Genomic DNA, 20,362 nt, shown 5'->3' on the forward strand with positions numbered 1-20,362 from the left:
ATTGTTACTTATAGATTAAACCAACAAATGCAAAATCGTTTAGGATTGATTTATTTTTTAAGTTTTTTTTTAGAATCTTTTAGTTAAAAGCTAAAGTTTATTTTAACTTAGGAGTTATTTATGGCATTAATGATTAATGAAGAATGTATTGCTTGTGATGCTTGTAGAGAAGAATGCCCTAATGAAGCAATTGAAGAAGGAGATCCTTATTATATTATCGACCCTGAACGTTGCACAGAATGTTTTAGCTTCTATGATGAACCCGCTTGTTTATCTGTTTGTCCAGTTGATGCGATTATTCCAGATCCTGATAATGTCGAAACGCTTGAAGAATTAAAATTTAAGCATTCGCAAATGCACCAAGAAGATTAAGGGCATATAAAATGGCGAAAATTACTGCCATTATCGACATTGGCTCAAACTCTGCACGTATGGCTATTTTTGAAAAAACTAGCCATTTAGGATTCCATTTACTTTATGAAACCAAAAGCAAAGTAAGAATTTCAGAATCTAGTTATGCACACAATGGCTACCTACAACCAAAACCGATGGAGCGTGCAATTTGTGCATTAAAAGATTTTTTATACATTGCAAAAATCCATAAAGCGCGCAAGATTCTATGCGTAGCTACCTCTGCTGTGCGTGATGCTCCTAACAAAGCAGAATTTTTAAAACTTGCAAGAGGAATCGGACTTAAGATTAAAGTCATAACAGGAGAACAAGAGGCGTATTTTGGTGCATTAAGCGCGCTTAACCTTCTGCCTTATACGGGCGGTCTTACTATTGATATTGGTGGTGGCAGCACAGAATGCGCACTGATTGAAAACCATAAAATCATTGATAAAATTTCCCTAGAGCTTGGAACTATTCGGTTAAAAGAACTTTTTTTTGATAAGGGGGATTTAAAGGGTGCAAAAGAATTTGTCCAAAATGCACTTTCCCATATTCCAAGCCATTTCCAACATAAGCGTATTTTTGGAATCGGTGGCACTGCAAGAGCACTTAGCAAGAGTATTCAAAAATACATACAATACCCCCTTGATACATTGCACGCATTTGAGTATGATTTCTCTGACCATACAGAGTTTTTCCAAGCAATTTACTCTGCAAAGCCTAATGATTTGCCAAAATTAGGAATCAAAGAAGATCGCGTTGATTCTATTCAAGGAGGAGCACTTATTTTTAACCTATGCTTACTGCACTTTGGTGCAGAAAAAGTTATTACAAGCGGAGCTGGTGTAAGAGAAGGTGTTTTTTTGAATGATTTATTACGCAATGAAAATGGGCATTTTCCACCAAACTTTAACCCAAGCGTGCGTAATCTAAAAGACAGATTCCAAAAAAATGCAACACAATCTAATCTTCAAAAGCTTTTAGCAATGCGTCTTTTTAGCGCGCAAGAAAATCTAGCCTTGATTCCACATGTTTTCAAAAAACACTTAAGCATTAGCGCGGAGCTTTGTAACATTGGAATCGCATTAAATTTTTATGAAAAAAGCTACCATAGTGATTATATTTTATTAAACGCTTTAAGCTATGGTTTAAGCCATCAAGACCGCTTGCTTATTGCCACTCTTGTGCGCTTTGCTTCTAAAAAGATTCCAGATTCTTTGCCTTTTTTAGAGCTGCTTCCAGACTTACAAACCCTAAGAATCCTTAGTTTTTTTGTCGGTTTAAGTGAGATTCTAAGCCAAAATGAAAACCCAAAAGATTTTCATTTTGTTCTTTTTAATAGCTTAAATGGATACACTTTGCAAATCATACACCCAAATATCTCTTATATCGTGCAAGAAAAACTAGAAAAATTCCCTCTTCCGAGTCCATTTTCACAGCTTGTTTTAGCAAGTGCTTTTAAAGATTTGCGATGAAACCACCGCTAAAAATGGCGATTGTGCGTTTAAGTGCTATGGGAGATATTATCCATAGTGCTAGCATCTTGCCATTTCTTTTGGAATCCCTTAAAGAGCATTATGAAACAAAAATTTATTGGTATGTGGATTCTATTTTTAGTGAAATCTTGCAAGATTCTCCCTATATCGACACTCTTGTTTCTCTACCCCTTAAAAAAGCCATAAAAACAAAAGATTTTAAAGCACTTTTTAATATCTATAAAACCTTAAAAAAGGAATCCTTTGATATTGTGCTTGATATGCAAGGTTTATTAAAATCAGCCCTGCTTAGTAAATGTTTGCACACAAAAAGAAGTGTTGGATTCCAAACTCCAAAAGAATCGCTTGCAAAGCTTTTTTATTCAACTAAAATCCCCATTTCTTATGAAGAGCATATTTTATTGCGCAATGCCACTCTAGCTTTTGGCGCATTTGCTTTAGAGATTCCAAACTTAGAATCCTTAAAACACTGCGAGCCTTTTTTGGGTTTTACCCCTATGCAATTTCCTTTTCTCCAAAAAGGTAAAAATATTTTATGTGTTCTTGAGACTTCAAAGCCAAACAAAACCTATCCCCTAGAATCTTTTTTGGAGCTTGCAAAATTGCTAAATGCCAAAGGATATACGCCAATATTTTTATCCAAAGATTCTAAAGAGATTCCAAATACAGCGCAGTTTTATCACGCGCACAACCTAGAGCTTAAACACATCAAAAGCCTTATTGCACAAATGGATTTAATCATTGGCGGAGATACTGGAATCACACATTTAGCTTGGGCATTCAAACGCCCTTCTATTACGCTTTTTGGCGCAACACCCAAAGAGCGTTTTAACCTAGATACAGCTTATAATCTCCATCTAAGCGCAAACCCAAATGCAAAATACGACAAAAATGATTTTAGTCTGCATACATTAAAAGCAACTGCGATTTTAGAGCTTGCAGAAAAGCTTTTACAACAGGACATGCAATGCTAAATACCCTAAAACAAAAACTTATTTTTTTTCTCTTAGATACTTTAGGCTATTTCTTTTTGTATATGCCACATTTCTTGCGCTTTAACCTAGCAAAAGGAATCGCATATCTTTTATTTCTTTTAGATTCCAAACGCAAATTTGATTTACTAAACAACTTAGACTTTGCCTACAACAACTCCCTAAGTCAAGAACAAAAACAAGAGATTTTAGCCACAAATTATCTAAACTTAGTGTATAACAGCATACATTTTTTTATGCTTGGAGTTAGTAGCAAAAAACGCGTTTTAGATACAATTTGTATTGATAAACCAGAAATTATTACAAAACTCCTAGAACAAGGTGAAAAAATCATCTTTGTAACTGCACATTTTGGGAATTGGGAATACACAACTCCAGCCTTTAGTTGCACTTTTAATCATAACATAACTGCTGTTGCTAGAATGACTCCAAGTGTTATCGTTAATGCTTATCTCACAAAAGTGCGTTCGCGGTTTGATATTGAAATTTTAGATAAAAAAGGTGCAGCAAGCGGCTTGATTCGCACACTTAAAAAAACAGGGGTTATAGGAATCGTAACAGACCAAAACACCGCTGAAAGTGAAGGATTGCTTGTCAAATTCTTTGGCAAAAATGTCCGCCACACTCCTATTGCATCTATTTTAGCTTTGAAATATAATGCTAAGATTGTGCATGCTTTTGCCCATTATTCTAAAGATTATCGTAAAATTATGATTAAAACTTTGCCCCCTTTAGAGTTTCAAAAAACACAAGATTTACAAGAAGATACTCAAAATCTAACCCAACTACAAAGTGATGTTTTAGAGCAAATCATTAGAGAAAACCCAAAAGAGTGGCTATGGTTTCATAAAAAATTTAAAAACCAATATCCAGAAATTTATCAGCATTAGGAAAACTTATGGAAAAAATATCTGCTGTGATTTTGACAAAAAATTCAAGCCGACTTTTATCAGAAGTTTTAGAAGCATTGCAAACCCTTGATGAAGTAGTAATTTTAGATAATGGTTCAAGCGATAACACACTAGAAATTGCCAAAAACTTCAAAAACACAAGCATTCATTATCACGACTTTATAGGTTTTGGAGCAATGAAACAATTAGGTGCAAATCTTGCTAAAAATGATTGGATTTTAACCATTGATAGCGATGAGATTGCCTCTAAAGAGCTTATAGAAGAAATTGCAAGCTTAAAACTTGATGCAAAATATTGCTACACTTATGATGTGAAAAATTATTTTAATGGCAAGCATATTTATAGCTGCGGTTGGGGAAACGACCGCTGCATTGGCTTATACAATAAACAATATTTTAACTTCAACGCAGAGCTTGTGCATGAAAGCGTCATTCCACTTAATAATAATCCTATGCAAACTCTCGACTTAAAGGGACATATTTCACACTATCCTTATAAAAATTTAGAAGGTTTTTTGGATAAAATGCAAAAATATTCTACTCTTTTTGCAAAAGAAAAATGTGGCAAAAAACAATCTAGCGCGCTTAAAGCACTTTCGCATAGCATTTGGTGTTTTTTTAAAAACTATTTTTTACAAAAAGGAATCTTACAAGGTTATGAAGGCTTTGTTATTGCAAGTTATAATGCACAAACTGCTTTTTGGAAATATTTAAAACTCTATGAAAACAATGAAAATTCTCATCATTAAACTTAACAAAATCGGCGATGTGCTATTAACTAGCCCTCTTTTTGCAAATCTAAAAGCGCATTTTAAAGATTGCTCGATTGATATGCTAGTTAATGCAGGAACAGAAGGGCTATTAGATTCCACACATTTGCGTAAAATCCACCTTTTGCACCGCCCAAAAAATATATTCACTAAAATAAAAACAGAAATATCCTTAATTTTGGCACTAAGAAAGGAAAAATACGATATTGTTATTGGATTAGCAAGTGGTGAGCGCACCGCCTTTGTGGCATTTATCACAGGAGCAAGTTTGCGCGTTGGAATCCCCCCAAGAAGTTTTTGGGCAAAACATATTTACACACACAAAATCCCCTACAAAGCACAACACAATATAGAATCCAACCTTGACGCTTTGCGCTTACTTGAGATTCCAATCATAGATAAATCTGTGCATGCTAAAGTTGCAAAAGAATCTGAAGCTTTGCAAGATTTACCACAAAACTTTGTGCATTGCCATTTTTTTAGTGATTGGTTTTTTAAATGTTTAGAAGATTCATTTTGCGCGCAAATTGTGGATTTCATCACGCAAACTTATCAGATTCCATGTGTTTTAACTACTGCTCCAAATGCCAATGAAAGACAAAAATTAAAAACCATACAAACCCTAACACAAAGCAATCCTATTTGTTTTGCCGGCAATTTATCCTTAGAAGAAGTCGCATTGCTAAACACAAAAGCAAAGGCATTTGTGGGTGTGGATACTTCTATTATGCACTTAAGCGCGTCAAATGGGATTCCAACTTTTGCTTTTTTTGGACCAAGCTTAGCGTATGTTTGGGGACCATGGGATAATGCCCTAAGCGATTCTACCTACAAACACCAAAAAGGTGGAATCCAAAAAATGGGCAAACACTGCATTTATCAAGAACCTTTGCCTTGTGTGCCTTGTGGTAAAGCAGGTTGCAATGATAGCCAAAAAAGCGATTGCCTTTTAAGCAAACTTAACCAACAAGCCGCGCTAAAAGCATTGCAAGATTTTTTAGACCCTTTGCTTATAGAGTAATTACACTACTAGATTCCAAAATTGCATTTATTGTGCCTTGCATATTGCCAACACTGCCAACTTTAAGCGCGTCTAAAACATTAAAATACCCTAAACAAGTTTGACAAGCATAAATCTTTACCCCTTTTGCTTCTAAACGTTTCAAAATTTCTACGCCCTCAATATCACTTGTCGCCAATAGCACTGCACGATTTAGCAAATACATTTCCTTTGGTAATGTCTCCATTGTCAGCAATGTGCTTAAAAAGCTCATCATCAGCTTATGCCCAAGCTCTCCATTTTCACCAATCGCATCATCTTTTAGCAATAAAATTTTATCCATCATATCTCCTTAATTTCAGATAGAACAGCCTCAAGCTTCCCTAACTTTCTAGCATTTTCTAAAAAGATTCTAAACTTTTTTGGAATCCTAAGCTTACGATATTTTTCTTTAAACTGCTTTGGAATTGTAGCTTGATACGCACAAAAACGCGAAATAAAAATCTTGCAATCAAGCTTTTCTATATTAATTTTCCCCTGCAGCACCACAGAAAATTCTTCTCTCTCCAAATAACCCTTAAGCTCTAGCTTTTGCCCGCGCGATAATAAGATTCCACACATTTTACAAGCCCTATCAATCCTCTCTAGCAAATGCGATTCTTCTTTAAAAACGCAAAAAGGCTCTAAAGGTGGAATCCTAAATAACTTCACATCTGCAATTTCACTTTTAAAATGCCCTAAACTAAAAGCGATTCCACTTCTAAAACGCTCTAATAAAGGATTGCTAAAATGCTTCCTAAAAGCATTACGCTGAAAATTTGTGTTTGTGTTACTAAAATCCTCAAAATAAAAAATTTTAAAATTGTGCAAAAACTCTAAAATTTCTTTTCTTGAAGTTTTAATAAGCGGTCTAACAATGAAGTAATCCCCAAATGCGCTTTGCTTTTTATAACAACCCTGCATTTGCAACAACGCACCACTTGTGCCTTTGCAAAATTGCATCAAAAACCACTCAAACGCGTCATTTAACTGGTGCGCTAAGATTAAGTTTTGATAATGATAAGTGTGAAGAATTTGCTCAAAAAATTCATAGCGGATTTTACGTGCTGTGTGTTCAAAATCCGTAAAAATTGGCTCTGCTTGCTTAATGAAGCATTGCTTTTTATCCAAAAAGCAAAGTGTTTTTGCACGCTCCACTTCTAGCTTTGATTGCTTGCGCACCCCATAATCTACGATAGCCACATCAAATGGGATTCCATAAAATTTAAGCAAAAAATACAAAGCACTGGAATCCACCCCGCTAGAAAATGCCAAAAGATTCCGACTGCCTCTAAGGGCGTCTAAAAACTCTAATTGAATCTCTAAATAATCCATTATGCGCGCCCAAGCACACAACCAAGCACATTTTCCCCTGCAATTTCTGTGATTTTTACGCGATAATATCCAACGCTTAATTCTCCCTCAAATGCTGAATCATTAATAAGAATCTCCCCATCAATATTAGGAGCAAAGCGTAAATCGCGCGCACTATAAAAATACTCGGATTCTTGTGATTTTCCTTCAATAATAGCGACAATCTCTTGACCGACTAGCTGCTTTAAACCTGCTTGATATTGTTTAGTAAAAATTTTGTCAATTTTCTTTAATCGCGCATTAATAATCTTTCGTGGAATCTGCTCCAAACTCGCGCTTTTTGTCCCCTCTTCGCAAGAGAATCCAAAAAGATTCATTCTATCAAAAGAAAATTCTTGAATAAACTCACACAATTGCGCAAAATCCTCTTCGCTTTCTCCGGGGTGTCCGATAATAAAACTTGTGCGCACAAAGCTATTTGGCACTGCACGCATTGCTTTTAACAACTCCAAAAACTCGCCACTTCGCGCCATTGTTTTTAAGACTTTTTGACTGCTATGCTGCAAAGGCATATCAAAATAATTTTGAAAAACTGGAGAATCGCAAATCGCAGAAATTAATCGTTTAGAAGTCGTGGAAGGATAAAGATATAAAATCCTAGCACTTCTAAGCTCTAACCCATTTTCAACAAGTTTATCAATGCCTTTAATCAACTCCACCAATCCATCTTTGACGCCCAAATCTCTTAAATACGAGCTAGAGTCTTGAGAGATAAAGCTAAAATCTCTAAAGCCTTGTTTAACTAAATTTTGCACTTCTTTAAGCGTGGATTCTAATGTGCGCGAGTGCAATTTGCCCTTAAAACTTGGAATCGCACAAAAACTACATTTTTGATTGCACCCCTCAGAAAGCTTGATATAAGCGTGGATTTTTGAGCCACTAATGATGCGTTTATGATTCTCATCTGCTAGAAACACACCATTTTGGCTTTGATAAACCTTTTCCCCTTTCTTGCGTCTATCAATCATTTCACTAATTTTGTCATAATCTCCAACACCTGTGATAATATCAATCTCTGGAATCTCTGCTTTTAACTCCTTTGCATAACGCTCACTCAAGCAACCACTTGCAACCAAAATCGCATCTTTTTTCTTAGATTCCAATGCGCCTAAAAGCGTTTGGATACTTTCTTGCTTTGCTGCTTCAATAAATCCGCAAGTATTAACAATCACAATATCAGCTTCACTCACATTTTGCGTGTTTTCATATTCACTTAAAGCCCCAAGCATGACTTCACTATCTACGAGATTCTTTGTGCAACCTAATGAAATTAAATACAATTTTTTATGCATTATTTTCGACTTTATAGAGTTTGTAGGCGTTTCAGAGCAGCTTTTATCATTGCGCCCACTTCATCATTTTCTAAGCCCTTTGTTACTTTTGCAATCACATCATTTTTGTATCCCAAAGATTCTAAGGCTAAGATAACTTGGTGTAAATTAGAATCCTTAGGCACGCTTATGCTTTGCTCTTGTGCTAAATCTAGCGACCAACCTGATAATTCTACTAAGATTCTCCCTGCACTTTTTGGACCAATCCCCGGAACTCTTTGCATAGATTTAATATCATTGCTTTCTATGATTTTTACAAAAGTTTGTGGATTATAAGTCGATAGAATCGCAATAGCAACCTTTGGACCCACGCCGTTAATTTTAATTAATCTTTCAAAAAGATTCTTTTCTAATAATTCTAAAAACCCAAAAAGCATTTGTGTATCTTCTCGGATAATTTGTGTAATATGCAAGGCAAGCTTCTCTCCTACACCTGCTTTAATCTGTTGTGATGTTTGTAATGATATAAACACTTCATACACTAACCCTGCACATTTAACTCCAATGCGTGTAGGTTCTTTAATAAAAATTTCTCCTTCTATTGCAATAATCATTTCTCTCCCTTATAACGCCAATACAACCTTATCATTTTCATAAATCACTCGCGTTGGCTCTCCGGGTTTTGGAACACAAAGCAATTCTTTGCTAGGCGCATAAAATGTATAATGCACTTCATTATGTCCTACCCAACCACTTTCTATGGTAATTGTTGCATTTTTTGTTTGAGAATCCAGCTTTATAATATCATCACGCGCATTTTTAAATGCTTCGCTTAGTTGATTAATCTTTTCTCTTTTTTCACGCAAAGCCACAACACGCGCACGATATGCTTCAAATTTTTCTAACAAATAGCTTGGTGGTTTTGTTTGTGTATTTTTATATTGCATCAACACTTTACGCACCTCATCAGCAGTTTCCTTAAGCTTAGCTACCTCTAAACTCTCTACTTTTAATTCCTTAGTCATACGAATCGCTTCTTTAATGGAATGATTTTTTTTATGCAGTAAAGCATTATACTTTTCTTTGTTGCTAGGGCTATAATTTGCTGCTAAGAAAAATTTATTCTCCCCCTTTTTCATATGGACAACGTGAATGCTTTTTGTAGCATACAAAAACGCGTTAGCATGTAGAGTTTGGATAATAATTTCTTCTGCATAAATTTTTCCTCCATACATTTTGCTAACTTCTACACGCTTGCCCTCAACGATTCCTGTCTCTAGCATATCAATTTGAATATTCTCTCCTTTAATATAGCCCTTATGTGTTGCCACTTCTACATCATCTGCATAAATTTTTGAGTTTTGATGCGTTAGCCCACCAATACGCACTTTCTTAGAATGCACAATCGCATCAGTTCCAACATTTCCTTCAATATTAACCTCACCAGCTTGGATTTTCATTCCCTGCCCTAAGGCTTCTTTCATCGTATCTGCTTCTGTAATATTAACAACTGTTTGGCTATCAATAGAACCAATCAAAGAACCTGTTGTTTTAAAAGAAACTTCTTGTGTTTCTAAAGTATCTTCAATACTTAAAATATCTTCTTCATAGTTTAAGATTCCACCAATAGCACTTCTATACTCTATTTTATTAGGATAATCTATAAGTGTAATGCTTGCTGTATCATACTTTAAAGGGCTAGTCTGTTCAAGACTTTTTGGAGATTGTGGAACAATGTAATCTCCTCTAATATTACGACCGGGCTTTCCTTCTAAAGGTTTTTGAAATTCACAAATAACTTCATTTTGCAAAACAGTTTGAAATTGTGCGATTACATCTTTTTTAAATTCAAATTTTGCTTCTGTGCTAACAACTAAATTAACTCCGCGTATTAACAAATACCGCACTTCTTGCCCAAGAGGATATGTCAGAGTATTTAAAAATTCCTCTAATGCTTTTTTTTCGTTTTCTTCATCAAAGCATAAAATTTTATTCCACACTTTTTCTTTTTTGATTTGCACATAAAGATTTTCAAAATCTTCTTCCCTATATACAAAACCAGAATGAAAATACAAAAACGCTTCACTAAAACTCTTATCTGCACTTATGTGGAATCGTGTTTCTTTGCGTTCTTTTTCTTTAATTAAAATACAATAACGTTGTGAGATAACCAAGTTTGGCTCTAGCATATTATCACGCTTTGTCAAAAATTCATCAACAGCATCTTGATGAATTTGCTCTAATTCATAATCATAAAGATTTTTCTTATAAGTCGTTACTGCTTGAAGCTCAAAATCAAATAAATCCGCATCACGATTATATTGTGAAGCAATGTGCTTAATAGCAAATTTAATATCTTCGCATTCATTAATATAATAAGGTCGAAATGTATGCGAACCCTTCTTTAACATATTTCTAAAGCCTTTTATGTAAAAATAAATATTAATTTTAGCCAATCTTGCTATAAGTTTCATTGAAATTTTTGATTTTCATACTAAAAAAAGAGAAAATATGTTTTTAAAAGGTTTTCTAACAAATTCTAGCGGAATCCTAACTTCAAGGATTCTAGGTTTTTTCCGCGACTTACTCACTGCTACGACATTAGGTGCTGGCATTTATAGTGATATATTTTTTGTTGCCTTTAAACTACCAAACCTTTTCCGCCGTGTCTTTGGAGAAGGCGCATTTAATCAAGCATTTTTGCCCGGATTATTCAATGCGCGATTACGCGGGGGATTTGCTCTTAAAATCGGTTTAATTTTTTGCACGATTTTGATTGTGCTTTCTTGTTTTGCAGGGATTTTTAGTGCGAGTATTACCAAACTTTTGGCGTTTGGATTCTCTGATGATTTGATAGAACTCACCGCGCCTTTAGTAGCAATTAACTTTTGGTATTTGCTTTTAATCTTTATTGTTACTCTCTTTGGAGCAATGTTGCAATTTAAACGCAATTTCACCGCGTGGGCTTATTCTCCCGCACTTTTAAACCTTGCAATGATTGTTGCACTTTTGCTTGCAAGAAATAGTGAAGCTTATGAAGCAGTAATTATTCTTAGCTATGGCGTATTAGCAGGTGGAATCATGCAGATTCTATTACATTGCTTTCCAATGTATCGTTTGGGATTCTTTAAGCTTTTATTTGCTGGCTTTAAAGAACTCAAAACCAAACCACACAATACAAATTATATCGACAAAAGAAAATCTATCGACCAAAGCGTTAAGAGATTCTTTAAACAATTTTTTCCTGCAATGCTTGGTAGCTCTACTGCGCAATTTGCATCTTTTATTGATACGCTTTTAGCTTCCTTTTTAGCAAGCGGGACAATCTCTTATTTATATTATGCAAATCGTATTTTTCAGCTTCCTTTAGCAGTTTTTGCCATTGCCACTTCTACGGCACTTTTCCCTCTTGTTGCAAAATTCCTTAAAGAATCAAAAGAAGAGGAAGCCTTAAAAGCTCTCTCAAAATCTTTTTGGTTTCTTGCAATTTTGCTTAGCATTTGCACAGTTGGAGGAATGTTTTTAAAAAATGAAATTATTTGGTTGCTTTTTGAGAGAGGTAAATTTGTGCGCGAAGATACTTTAATGTGTGCGAATGTTTTTGTAGCATATCTTCTTGGATTGCTTCCTTTTGGGCTTGCTAGAATTTTCTCTCTTTGGCTCTATTCTAAAAATCAGCAAGTCTTAGCGGCAAAAATTTCTGCATTTTCTCTACTTGTTGGCACATTTTTTTCACTTATTCTTATGCAGTTTTTTGGAGCAGTTGGACTAGCACTTGCTGGAAGCATTAGTGGAGTTTTTGTTTTTCTTTTAACATTGCATTATTTTAGTTGGAAATATTTTTTATCTATTTTATGGAATCCCAAATTTATTCTTTTAACATGTCTTTTACTTTGTGTAGAATCGCTAGTGCTTTTTGCATTCAAAGCCTATATTTTTAGCCTAAATTAATCCTCAAATGCTGTTGTGGTAAAAAACTCCAAAATTGCCTCGCGCATTAAAGAAGGTTCTGCAATTGCATTAACTCTACTTCTAAATTCACTTGCACCTTTTAATCCTTTAGAATAAGCATGCAAATTTTTGCGAAACATTGTTGCCCCATAATCCCCTCTAAAAGAAATTGTGCGGTCAAAATGCTCTAGCACAACGCGTTTTCTTAGCTCTACACTCTCTTCAACGCTTCCTTCTTTAATCTGTGCAAATATCCACGGCTTCTCTACCGCTGCTCTCCCTATCATTACACCATCAGCCCCTGTAAATTCTATGACTTCTTGTGTTTTTTTAGCACTTGTAATCTCTCCATTTGCAATCAGTGGTATGGAAAGATTTTTTTTCATAAGAGCAATAGCATGATAATCAATTTTTTCTTTTTTGTATCCATCAGTCTTTGTTCTGCCATGCACAACGGCATAATCAATAGGCGCATCTTTTAAAGCTTGTGCAATTTCTAAGGGAATTTTTTTATCAAACCCCAAACGCACTTTTACACTTAAATACGGAATCTCGCTAATTTCTCTAATGAGCTTTAAAATTTCTACAAGTTTTTTTAAATCTTTTAACAAAGAGCTACCGCTTCCATGACTTGAAACCTTTGGAGCTGGACAACCACAATTTAAATCCAAAATCTGGATTTCACTCTTTAGTGTATTTAAATATTCTACTGCACGCGTAATAATTCCAAAATCATTACCCGCAATTTGCAAAGCAAAAGGAGTTTCAAGGGGAGACTTTTCTACCATTTTTAATGTTTTTTTGTTTTTAAATGCCAAAGCATGCACGCTAATCATCTCACTAACAGTAATATCTGCTCCAAACTTTTTTGCCACTTCACGCAAAGGCAAATCACTATAACCCGCCAAAGGAGCTAACATTAATGTATTTTTCTTAATAAGAGATTCCAAAATCTACCTTTAAAATTTTATGGAATCTTAACAAAAAACTAACAATAACCAACTAAAATTTCACCAAATCAATTTTAAATAGGAGTTAGTAATGAAAACTAAAAAATTTGTAAGCGCAATGCTATTAGCTAGCGTTTTAAGTTTGCCTGCTTTTGCAGATATGGATATACAAGGACAAATTATTGATGTCAATCATACTAACAAAACCATCACAATTTCAGGAATGCATGGTAATAATATGGTTGTTCAAGTTTTTCCTTATACTGAACTTAAAGGAGATGATTGCGGAATCTTTGGAGCTTACGATACTTATCATAATTTTACCGCTCTTAAGCCCGGAATGTTTGTTGAGATTGATGGTTATCCACAAGGGCAAGTTTTTGGAGCAAAAGAAATAGAATGGAAATGCGGGCGAAGAGCATATTAATTTTATAATCATTAAATCTATATCTTAACAAAAACTAACAATAAATGCGTTAGAATTCTTTTGTTTAGTTTATGAAAGGATAAAGATAAAAAACGTATTTTAAAAAAATATTCACAATCTTGGTAGTATTTGTTGGTTTAAATACATTTGCATCAGATAATGCAATTTTATATGGACAAATTATCAATGTAGATGACGCAAATAAAACAATCACTATTCAAAATGCACAAAACAATAATGTTACTACTGTGCAAGTATTTCCAAATACAAAGCTACATGGAAAAAATTGTGGTTTATTTGGCACATATTCAGACAATGAGCGTTTCTCTGCTCTGCAATCAGGAATGTTTGTAGAGGCAAAAGGTTACTTAAAAGAAGAAATTTTAATGCTTACATTATAAGTGGCAATGCGGAGAAAAAGCGTATTAAGGAGCTTCTATGATTTTCTTTAGAGCAATTTTAATTATGTCTTTGCTGGTTGCGACAAGTTTAGCAAGCAGCTTCAAGCTTCAAGGAACTATTGCAAAGACAAATAATGCGGATAAAACAATTACTGTGGATTCCATTTATGGAGATAGTGTTGTTGTAAAGATTTTACCAAATACTGAAATCGAAATGGATAATTGTGGTGCTTTTGGAATCAATAAATATGGAACTTTTAAGGATTTAACCCCGGGAACTTTCGTAGAGATTAAATTGTATTTCCAAAACCTAAATAATGGACAAACAAATCCAATTGCAAGAGAAATTGAAATAGAATGTTATAGAAACAAAGCATATTAAGATTGTTGCGACTTATAACAAAAAACAAGCCCGACTTTTCTTAAATGTGCAAACTCTTGTAAGCCCTTAAAATCTTCTACTGCTACAAAGCAATAAATCTTGCTTCCAAAATTTTGAATTTGCTCTAAAGAGTTACTTTGTAAGGTTCTGCTTGGATTTATCAAAACTAAATTTTCTACACGCTTTTTTTGGCAAAGCTGTTTATAAGCATATTCTATGGCTTTGTTGCAACATACATTTACACCAAATACACTAAATGTGCCATATAAAATCGGCGGAATCTTAAAAGATTCTAGCACAAATGTATCGCCAAAAACTAACATTGCACCTCCGCAATAATTTCTCCTACGGCATTATATTCTAGCTTTTCATTAGCAAGTAAAGAGACTTTGATATTCTCTAAAATGTTGCGATAATTTTTAAAAAATGCTAAACGCTCGTTTTTGCAATTTTCTAAAATCTTTAAAACATCTTCTTCCCTACCTACAAGATATTGCCCCATTCCATAAGATTCTACCATTTTATGCGCAATGCCTTTTGCAATGCTTAAATCATCTTTTGCATGCGAATAGCGTTCTTCAAAGAGTAATTCCAAAGCTGCAATTCCAGATAAATGAATTTTAATTTGACTTTCCATTTCATTTTGACTTAAAAACTCTTTATCTGCATATTTAAATCCATCGCTCATTAAAGTGATTTTTTCAAAAGGAACTTCTAAAGTGTATGCACTAAAAGCTTTAGCTGCTTGATAATATGCTAGAATCTCGCGTTCTTTGACACTAAAACTTAGCTTTTTGCGCACCCCAAGCATGACTTTATCGCGCACACTCAAAATATCTTCTTTGGTAATAACCTCTGAACCTCTTTTAATCGCATTTAATGCAGCTTCATTCACCAAAGAAGCAAGCGCAGCACCGCTAAATCCTACACATAGTTTTGAGACTTCTTCAAAATCAAAATCACAATTCTTGCCCCTTGTATGCACTTGCAAAATCTTAACACGTTCCTGTAAATTTGGTAATTCTACAAAAATTCTTCTATCAAACCTTCCGCTACGCAATAATGCTTCATCAAGGGATTCTACATTATTTGTCGCTCCAATTACAATTACTCCAGAACTATCCTCAAAGCCGTCCATTTCTGTTAAAAGCTGATTGAGCGTTGCTTCTCGCTCATCATTGCGCATTCCACCACGCGCTTTGCCCACCGCATCAATTTCATCAATAAAAATAATAGAAGGTGCACTTAATTTTGCTTTTGTAAATAAATCATGCACACGTTTTGCACCCATTCCGACATAAATTTGCACAAAACTTGCCCCGCTTTGATAAAAAAATGGCACTTTTGCTTCCCCTGCAAGTGCTTTTGCAATGAGTGTTTTCCCAACACCCGGCACACCAACTAGCAATACCCCTTTTGGCAATTTTACGCCAAAATCCTGATATTTCTTAGGAGATTTTAGATAATCAATAATTTCTTCTAATTCATTTTTTGCTTCACTAATCCCAGCAACATCTGCAAAAGTAACATTTGAGCTTATAGGCTTAATGTGTTGGAGCATAAATGCTTCATTTGCTAAAGATTTTGCGACATTAGAATATGTTGATTCCTCTTTTGGTTTAACTTGTTTTTGCGGACTTTGAATAGTTTTACTTTGTTTAAAAGCAAAGAAAAATAACAAAACAATAAAAACTGCTCCAAAAATTACAATAATTTCTACTGCATTACGCCATAAACTCCAATCTTCTTTGATTTCCAAAGGCACTTGTTGCCCAAAAGCCTGCAAATCCACGCTATCCTTTGCAACTTTATAATGCTTTTTATCCAATGTGAAATATAAATATTCTCCCTTAATTGTTGCAATTTTTGGCATATCATTTTGCATTAAACTTTGTAGCTTTGTTGCGCTAATTAACTGCACTTCTTGTTTTAAAAATAACACGCCAAGTAGGATTCCAGCAACTAAAATCGCTAAAATGCCAACATAAAAAGCTTTAAATTTCTGCATAATTCTTATCCATTTTTGGGTTAAATTTTTCTAGCTTTATCCAGCTATCTTTTAAAATCAATTTTTTAGAAATCATTTGCACTTTATTATAATATTCATCAAAACCTTGTGCAATAGACATAGAATCTTGTGATATTACATTTTCAACCAACACATTTAAAGGAATCTTTTTGCTACACAACGCCTCTCTAAATGCTAGATTATTTTCTTGCACACTTGTTTCAATCTGTTTTTTTCTCTCTTTTGCGACATTTCCATTAATTCTATCTTTTAGCAAAGCTGATGGTGTATTATCACGCGGAGAATAGATAAAACTATGCAAATGCGTCAAAGGAAGTTGTGAAAAATTCTCAAATGCTTCTTGCCAAATTTTTTCACTCTCTCCGGGATGTCCAACAATAAAATCACTCCCTAGCGCAAATCCTTTATCATGCAAAATACAAAATAATTCCAAATCTTTTTCAAAAGTGTTTAAGCGATTCATAATCTTTAGCATTTTTGGCGAAGTGTGCTGTAATGCAATATGCAAGTGCCGTTCAATCTTTGGATTATCTAGTATTTCTAAAAACTTTTCATCAATTTGTGAAGGTTCTAAACTTCCAATTCTAAGACGTTTTAAAGCTGGGATTGCGCATAGAGATTCCACAAGTGCGGTAATATTTGAGCCAAAATCCTTACCCCAGCTGCCCATATTTGTCCCTGTAATAATAAACTCACTAAACCCTTTTTGCGTTAAACTCTCCACTTGTTCTAAAATCTTTTCTTTTGAAAAACTCCTAGCTTTTCCACGCACACTAGGAATTATGCAATACGAACACGCAAAATCACAACCTTCTTGAATCTTAATAAAAGCGCGACTTTTCCCCACAAAATCACTTAAAATTTCATTCTCCAAAGATTCTAAATCATCGTGTAAATAAAATTTAGAATCCTGCTTTAAAAGAGTATTAATATTTTCTTTATGAGAATGTCCAAACACCCCATTTACCAGCCCTTTATCTAAGAGTGCTTGCCCTTGTGTTTGCACACCACAACCTGTAAAATAGATTCTCTTCCCTTCATTTTGCAAACGATTAATATAGTTTCTCACACCACTATCTGCACTATTTGTAACTGTGCAGGAATTAACCACTACAATATCACTATCTTCTTCATAGGGAGTTTGTATAAAATCCCTTAAAGCATTAATCATTACTTGCGTATCAAAGACATTTGTTCGGCAACCAAACGTTTTAAAATAGACTTTTTGTTTAGACATTAAAATCTCTAGCTAAAATTTGTAGGTGGAACAACGCCATCGCCGACACGCGTAGCTTTAAATGCCTCTTGTTCGCTTTTGCGCTTTCCTTCATACACTGTTGTGCTAGGATATGCAATTTGAATGCTTGGTTCTTGCAAAATCGCATTAATAATTTCTGCACTTATACTACTACGCAAAGCCAAAGTCGCATAGGCGTTTGTCAAATACCACACAGAGATTCTAATCCCATTTTGTTCTAAAAGACTAAAAACGCGTGGCTCTACATTTGTATTACGCAAAGAAAACCTATCACGCAATTTTATAAATTGCTTGCGCGTGCTTTCTGTGTAACCTTTTGCATATTTTTTCGCACATTCTCTTGCAATATGGCAAGCTCTTGCATGGTCTGAATCAAAAGTAATCGTAAAATCAATCCCGTCCCAAACTGTTTTCATTCCTCCATGCGTATAATTAGAAAACATTGTCGTAAAAACAAAGTTATTGGGAACAAAAATAATTCTTCCAGCGCGGCGATTTTCCGTATAAGTTGTTAATGTAATATCTTCATAAAGCGTGATTCTAAGCACAGAAATATCTAATACATCTCCCACATACACTGCACCATCTTTAATCACCTTGATTCTATCTCCTGCATGCACAGCTCCACCAACAACAATCACAATCCAACCAAGAACAGACATAAATAAATCTTTCATAGCAATTGCTAAACCAGCAGACGCAAAACCAAGCACAGTAACAAGATAACCCACATTATCAAGATAAGAAAAAAGCAAAATGATTACAATAAGCGTAATATTTAAGAAGTTAATAATCTTATTTGTCGTGTAAATACGCTCATTATCATGAATATACTTGCGCACTCCAAGCTTTAATGCAAATGCAATTCCAATTAATACAAGAATGCTAATTCCTATATAAATACCTTTTACAAACTGCGCTTTAATTTGCACCGTAAGTCGCGCTCTGTTTTCTTGTGTTTCTTTTGTGAAAATCTCTAAAGTTGTATTAAAAACCTCTTTGGTAGTCTCTAGCACAGTAAGCGCATTAATATTATTGCTATATGCTTTTTCAATCTCTTTTTGATTTGAAAACAAACAATAATTTGAACGACAAACATTATATAATTCTGCTTGATTTGGAGTAGTTTGATAAATTTTAAGCAAACCTTTTAATGCAATATCCTTATCATTTAGCCATTTTAAATTATTAAGCAAGCTCTTGTAATTTGCATTTAAAATTTTTAATTCTTCATCAGCTTTTTTAATATAAGAATAGGCACGCACAATTAAAAGAGGATTTGTTACATTTGGCATTTCCTCTAACTCTTTTGCTTCTGTAAGTTCTCTAAAGGGTAAATCTTTATAAATATCTAACACTTTTTTTTGCTGTTCTAGCGCTATAAGATTCCGATTTAAAATACTTAATTGATTTTGGGTTTCAAGAGTTTTTGGCTTACTCTCTAAATGTGCAATTGCTTCTTGAGTATTTTTAAGGCTTTCTAAAATTTGTTGATAGGATTGATAATTAGAATAACGTTTCATCCATACATTGTCTGAATCTTCTAACAAACGATTTGCTTGCGTAACTTCTAATTCCAAAGATTTAATCATCTTAATCTCATCAACAATTTCTCCAAATGCGATGCATACAAAAAGACAAATAAAAACTACAAAACGCATTACATAAACTCTCTTAAAATATCCAGCACTAAAGCTTTTGGAATATTTTCCCTAAAACATACATTTCCGATTCCTTGCGGTAAGATAAATTTAATACGCGCATCAAGGGTTTTTTTATCCAAAAAGAAGCTTTCGTAAAAGGATTCCACATTTTTAATTGCATAAGTTGTTGGAATCCCAAATTTCTCCAATAAAGCCTTAATTGCATCAAACTCTTCTTGCTTGATTAAATCAAGAGCAAGCGCAAGAGTGTTTGCCATCATCATTCCAATCCCAACTGCTTCTCCATGCAGATATTTTCCATATCCACTTTGTAGCTCTATAATATGACCAAAAGTATGCCCATAATTTAGTGCTGCTCTAATCCCCTGCTCTTTTTCATCTTCTTTCACAACTTGCGCTTTAATGCTAACTGCCTTATGAATCATTGTTAAAAGATTATTTTCATTGCTAATATCAAGATTTTCTAAAAATCTAAAAAATTCCTTATCAAAACACACTGCCATTTTCACGACTTCTGCAAGCCCTGCGCTCATTTCACGTTTTGGCAATGTGTTTAGAAACTTAGGGTCAATATACACAACTTGTGGTTGATGAAAAAGCCCAACAAGGTTTTTACCAAAAGAATTGTTGATTCCTGTTTTCCCACCAACACTAGAATCCACTTGCGCTAAAAGTGTAGTTGGAATCTGAATAAAATCAATCCCACGCATAAAGATTCCAGAAGCAAACCCTACCATATCCCCAATAACACCACCACCAAAAGCAATCATTAAAGATTTTCTGTCTAAACGATGAATAAATGCCGCTTCTAAAATCGCTTCAACACTCTTAAAATCTTTATAAACTTCGCCATCAGGAATCGTGCAACAATACACTTCTTTTGCTTGAATTTGTCCTAAAAGGGTTTGTAAATGCAATCCTGCAATTTTTGGATTTGTAACAATTAAAACTTTTTTATCCAATGTCAATTTAGGTAAATCTCCAAAATGAATTTTGTAACCAATGTCTTGGCTTTTTAAAGTAATCCGCAAAGGATTTATGCAAGATTCCACGC

Annotated in this window: 21 protein-coding genes; 10 read left to right on the forward strand and 11 right to left on the reverse strand. The window is 34.3% G+C overall.

Features of this window, described 5'->3' with window-relative positions:
* Positions 1 to 120: 120 nt before the first annotated feature.
* Genes LS70_RS01890 through LS70_RS01915 form a run of 6 tightly spaced genes read left to right on the forward strand, consistent with a single transcriptional unit; the run spans position 121 to position 5,583 of the window.
* Positions 121 to 372, forward strand: a complete 252-nt coding sequence (locus LS70_RS01890) for a YfhL family 4Fe-4S dicluster ferredoxin (RefSeq protein WP_034288538.1) — start codon at positions 121 to 123, stop codon at positions 370 to 372.
* 11 nt (positions 373 to 383) lie between these two features.
* Complete coding sequence (locus LS70_RS01895; protein WP_034288535.1) at positions 384 to 1,868, forward strand: Ppx/GppA phosphatase family protein; 1,485 nt, start codon at positions 384 to 386, stop codon at positions 1,866 to 1,868.
* A complete protein-coding gene (gene waaC / locus LS70_RS01900; RefSeq protein WP_034288532.1) occupies positions 1,865 to 2,863 on the forward strand; it encodes a lipopolysaccharide heptosyltransferase I in 999 nt (332 codons plus the stop codon). The genes LS70_RS01895 and waaC overlap by 4 nt, the downstream gene beginning before the upstream one ends.
* Positions 2,857 to 3,771: a lipid A biosynthesis lauroyl acyltransferase gene (locus tag LS70_RS01905; RefSeq protein WP_034288529.1), complete on the forward strand. Its 915-nt coding sequence runs from the start codon at positions 2,857 to 2,859 to the stop codon at positions 3,769 to 3,771. Before waaC ends, LS70_RS01905 begins: the two co-directional genes overlap by 7 nt.
* Positions 3,772 to 3,779: 8 nt before the next feature.
* The gene (locus tag LS70_RS01910) at positions 3,780 to 4,541 is read left to right on the forward strand and encodes a glycosyltransferase family 2 protein (RefSeq protein WP_034288526.1); all 762 of its coding nucleotides are present in this window, start codon (positions 3,780 to 3,782) and stop codon (positions 4,539 to 4,541) included.
* Positions 4,513 to 5,583 carry a glycosyltransferase family 9 protein gene (locus LS70_RS01915; protein WP_236096407.1) on the forward strand — a complete coding sequence of 357 codons (1,071 nt, stop codon included), beginning with the start codon at positions 4,513 to 4,515 and terminating at the stop codon, positions 5,581 to 5,583. The genes LS70_RS01910 and LS70_RS01915 overlap by 29 nt, the downstream gene beginning before the upstream one ends.
* Here LS70_RS01915 and yedF read toward each other — a convergent pair.
* The 5 genes from yedF to LS70_RS01940 are packed head-to-tail and all read right to left on the reverse strand — an operon-like array spanning position 5,573 to position 10,657.
* Positions 5,573 to 5,905 (reverse strand): sulfurtransferase-like selenium metabolism protein YedF, encoded by a 333-nt coding sequence (gene yedF / locus LS70_RS01920; RefSeq protein ID WP_034288523.1) that lies wholly within the window; start codon positions 5,903 to 5,905, stop codon positions 5,573 to 5,575. The genes LS70_RS01915 and yedF overlap by 11 nt on opposite strands.
* Positions 5,905 to 6,936, reverse strand: a complete 1,032-nt coding sequence (gene tilS, locus LS70_RS01925; protein ID WP_034288517.1) for a tRNA lysidine(34) synthetase TilS — start codon at positions 6,934 to 6,936, stop codon at positions 5,905 to 5,907. The genes yedF and tilS overlap by 1 nt, the downstream gene beginning before the upstream one ends.
* Positions 6,936 to 8,267, reverse strand: a complete 1,332-nt coding sequence (rimO, locus tag LS70_RS01930; protein ID WP_034288514.1) for a 30S ribosomal protein S12 methylthiotransferase RimO — start codon at positions 8,265 to 8,267, stop codon at positions 6,936 to 6,938. Before rimO ends, tilS begins: the two co-directional genes overlap by 1 nt.
* 11 nt (positions 8,268 to 8,278) lie before the next feature.
* On the reverse strand, positions 8,279 to 8,860 hold the full coding sequence (gene ruvA / locus LS70_RS01935) for a Holliday junction branch migration protein RuvA (RefSeq protein ID WP_034288511.1): 582 nt from the start codon (positions 8,858 to 8,860) through the stop codon (positions 8,279 to 8,281).
* A gap of 9 nt (positions 8,861 to 8,869) precedes the next feature.
* Positions 8,870 to 10,657, reverse strand: coding sequence for a FapA family protein (locus LS70_RS01940; RefSeq protein WP_034288508.1), 1,788 nt, complete (start codon positions 10,655 to 10,657; stop codon positions 8,870 to 8,872).
* Positions 10,658 to 10,757: 100 nt separating this feature from the next.
* Here LS70_RS01940 and murJ point away from each other — a divergent pair, with 100 nt between their 5' ends.
* Entirely contained in the window at positions 10,758 to 12,197 is a 1,440-nt protein-coding gene (murJ, locus tag LS70_RS01945) for a murein biosynthesis integral membrane protein MurJ (protein ID WP_034288505.1), read from the forward strand.
* Here murJ and LS70_RS01950 read toward each other — a convergent pair.
* Positions 12,194 to 13,117, reverse strand: a complete 924-nt coding sequence (locus LS70_RS01950) for a tRNA dihydrouridine synthase (protein WP_081949753.1) — start codon at positions 13,115 to 13,117, stop codon at positions 12,194 to 12,196. The two genes, murJ and LS70_RS01950, sit on opposite strands and share 4 nt — an antisense overlap.
* A 121-nt stretch (positions 13,118 to 13,238) precedes the next feature.
* Here LS70_RS01950 and LS70_RS01955 point away from each other — a divergent pair, with 121 nt between their 5' ends.
* From LS70_RS01955 to LS70_RS01965, 3 genes are all read left to right on the forward strand, one after another.
* Positions 13,239 to 13,574, forward strand: coding sequence for a hypothetical protein (locus tag LS70_RS01955; RefSeq protein ID WP_034288499.1), 336 nt, complete (start codon positions 13,239 to 13,241; stop codon positions 13,572 to 13,574).
* A 119-nt stretch (positions 13,575 to 13,693) separates the two neighbouring features.
* Positions 13,694 to 13,975, forward strand: a complete 282-nt coding sequence (locus tag LS70_RS01960) for a hypothetical protein (RefSeq protein ID WP_034288496.1) — start codon at positions 13,694 to 13,696, stop codon at positions 13,973 to 13,975.
* Between the two features lie 37 nt (positions 13,976 to 14,012).
* Positions 14,013 to 14,357: a hypothetical protein gene (locus tag LS70_RS01965; protein WP_034288494.1), complete on the forward strand. Its 345-nt coding sequence runs from the start codon at positions 14,013 to 14,015 to the stop codon at positions 14,355 to 14,357.
* Here LS70_RS01965 and LS70_RS01970 read toward each other — a convergent pair.
* Genes LS70_RS01970 through aroB form a run of 5 tightly spaced genes read right to left on the reverse strand, consistent with a single transcriptional unit; the run spans position 14,354 to position 20,339 of the window.
* Entirely contained in the window at positions 14,354 to 14,680 is a 327-nt protein-coding gene (locus tag LS70_RS01970) for a hypothetical protein (RefSeq protein WP_034288492.1), read from the reverse strand. The two genes, LS70_RS01965 and LS70_RS01970, sit on opposite strands and share 4 nt — an antisense overlap.
* Positions 14,674 to 16,365, reverse strand: coding sequence for an AAA family ATPase (locus tag LS70_RS01975; protein ID WP_034288490.1), 1,692 nt, complete (start codon positions 16,363 to 16,365; stop codon positions 14,674 to 14,676). The genes LS70_RS01970 and LS70_RS01975 overlap by 7 nt, the downstream gene beginning before the upstream one ends.
* A complete protein-coding gene (gene mtaB, locus LS70_RS01980) occupies positions 16,352 to 17,623 on the reverse strand; it encodes a tRNA (N(6)-L-threonylcarbamoyladenosine(37)-C(2))-methylthiotransferase MtaB (RefSeq protein WP_034288487.1) in 1,272 nt (423 codons plus the stop codon). The genes LS70_RS01975 and mtaB overlap by 14 nt, the downstream gene beginning before the upstream one ends.
* A gap of 8 nt (positions 17,624 to 17,631) precedes the next feature.
* Complete coding sequence (locus LS70_RS01985; RefSeq protein WP_034288484.1) at positions 17,632 to 19,305, reverse strand: mechanosensitive ion channel domain-containing protein; 1,674 nt, start codon at positions 19,303 to 19,305, stop codon at positions 17,632 to 17,634.
* Positions 19,305 to 20,339, reverse strand: coding sequence for a 3-dehydroquinate synthase (aroB, locus tag LS70_RS01990; RefSeq protein WP_052083368.1), 1,035 nt, complete (start codon positions 20,337 to 20,339; stop codon positions 19,305 to 19,307). Before aroB ends, LS70_RS01985 begins: the two co-directional genes overlap by 1 nt.
* Positions 20,340 to 20,362 lie beyond the last annotated feature (23 nt).

Source organism: Helicobacter sp. MIT 11-5569 (assembly GCF_000765695.2).
Lineage (GTDB): Bacteria > Campylobacterota > Campylobacteria > Campylobacterales > Helicobacteraceae > Helicobacter_D.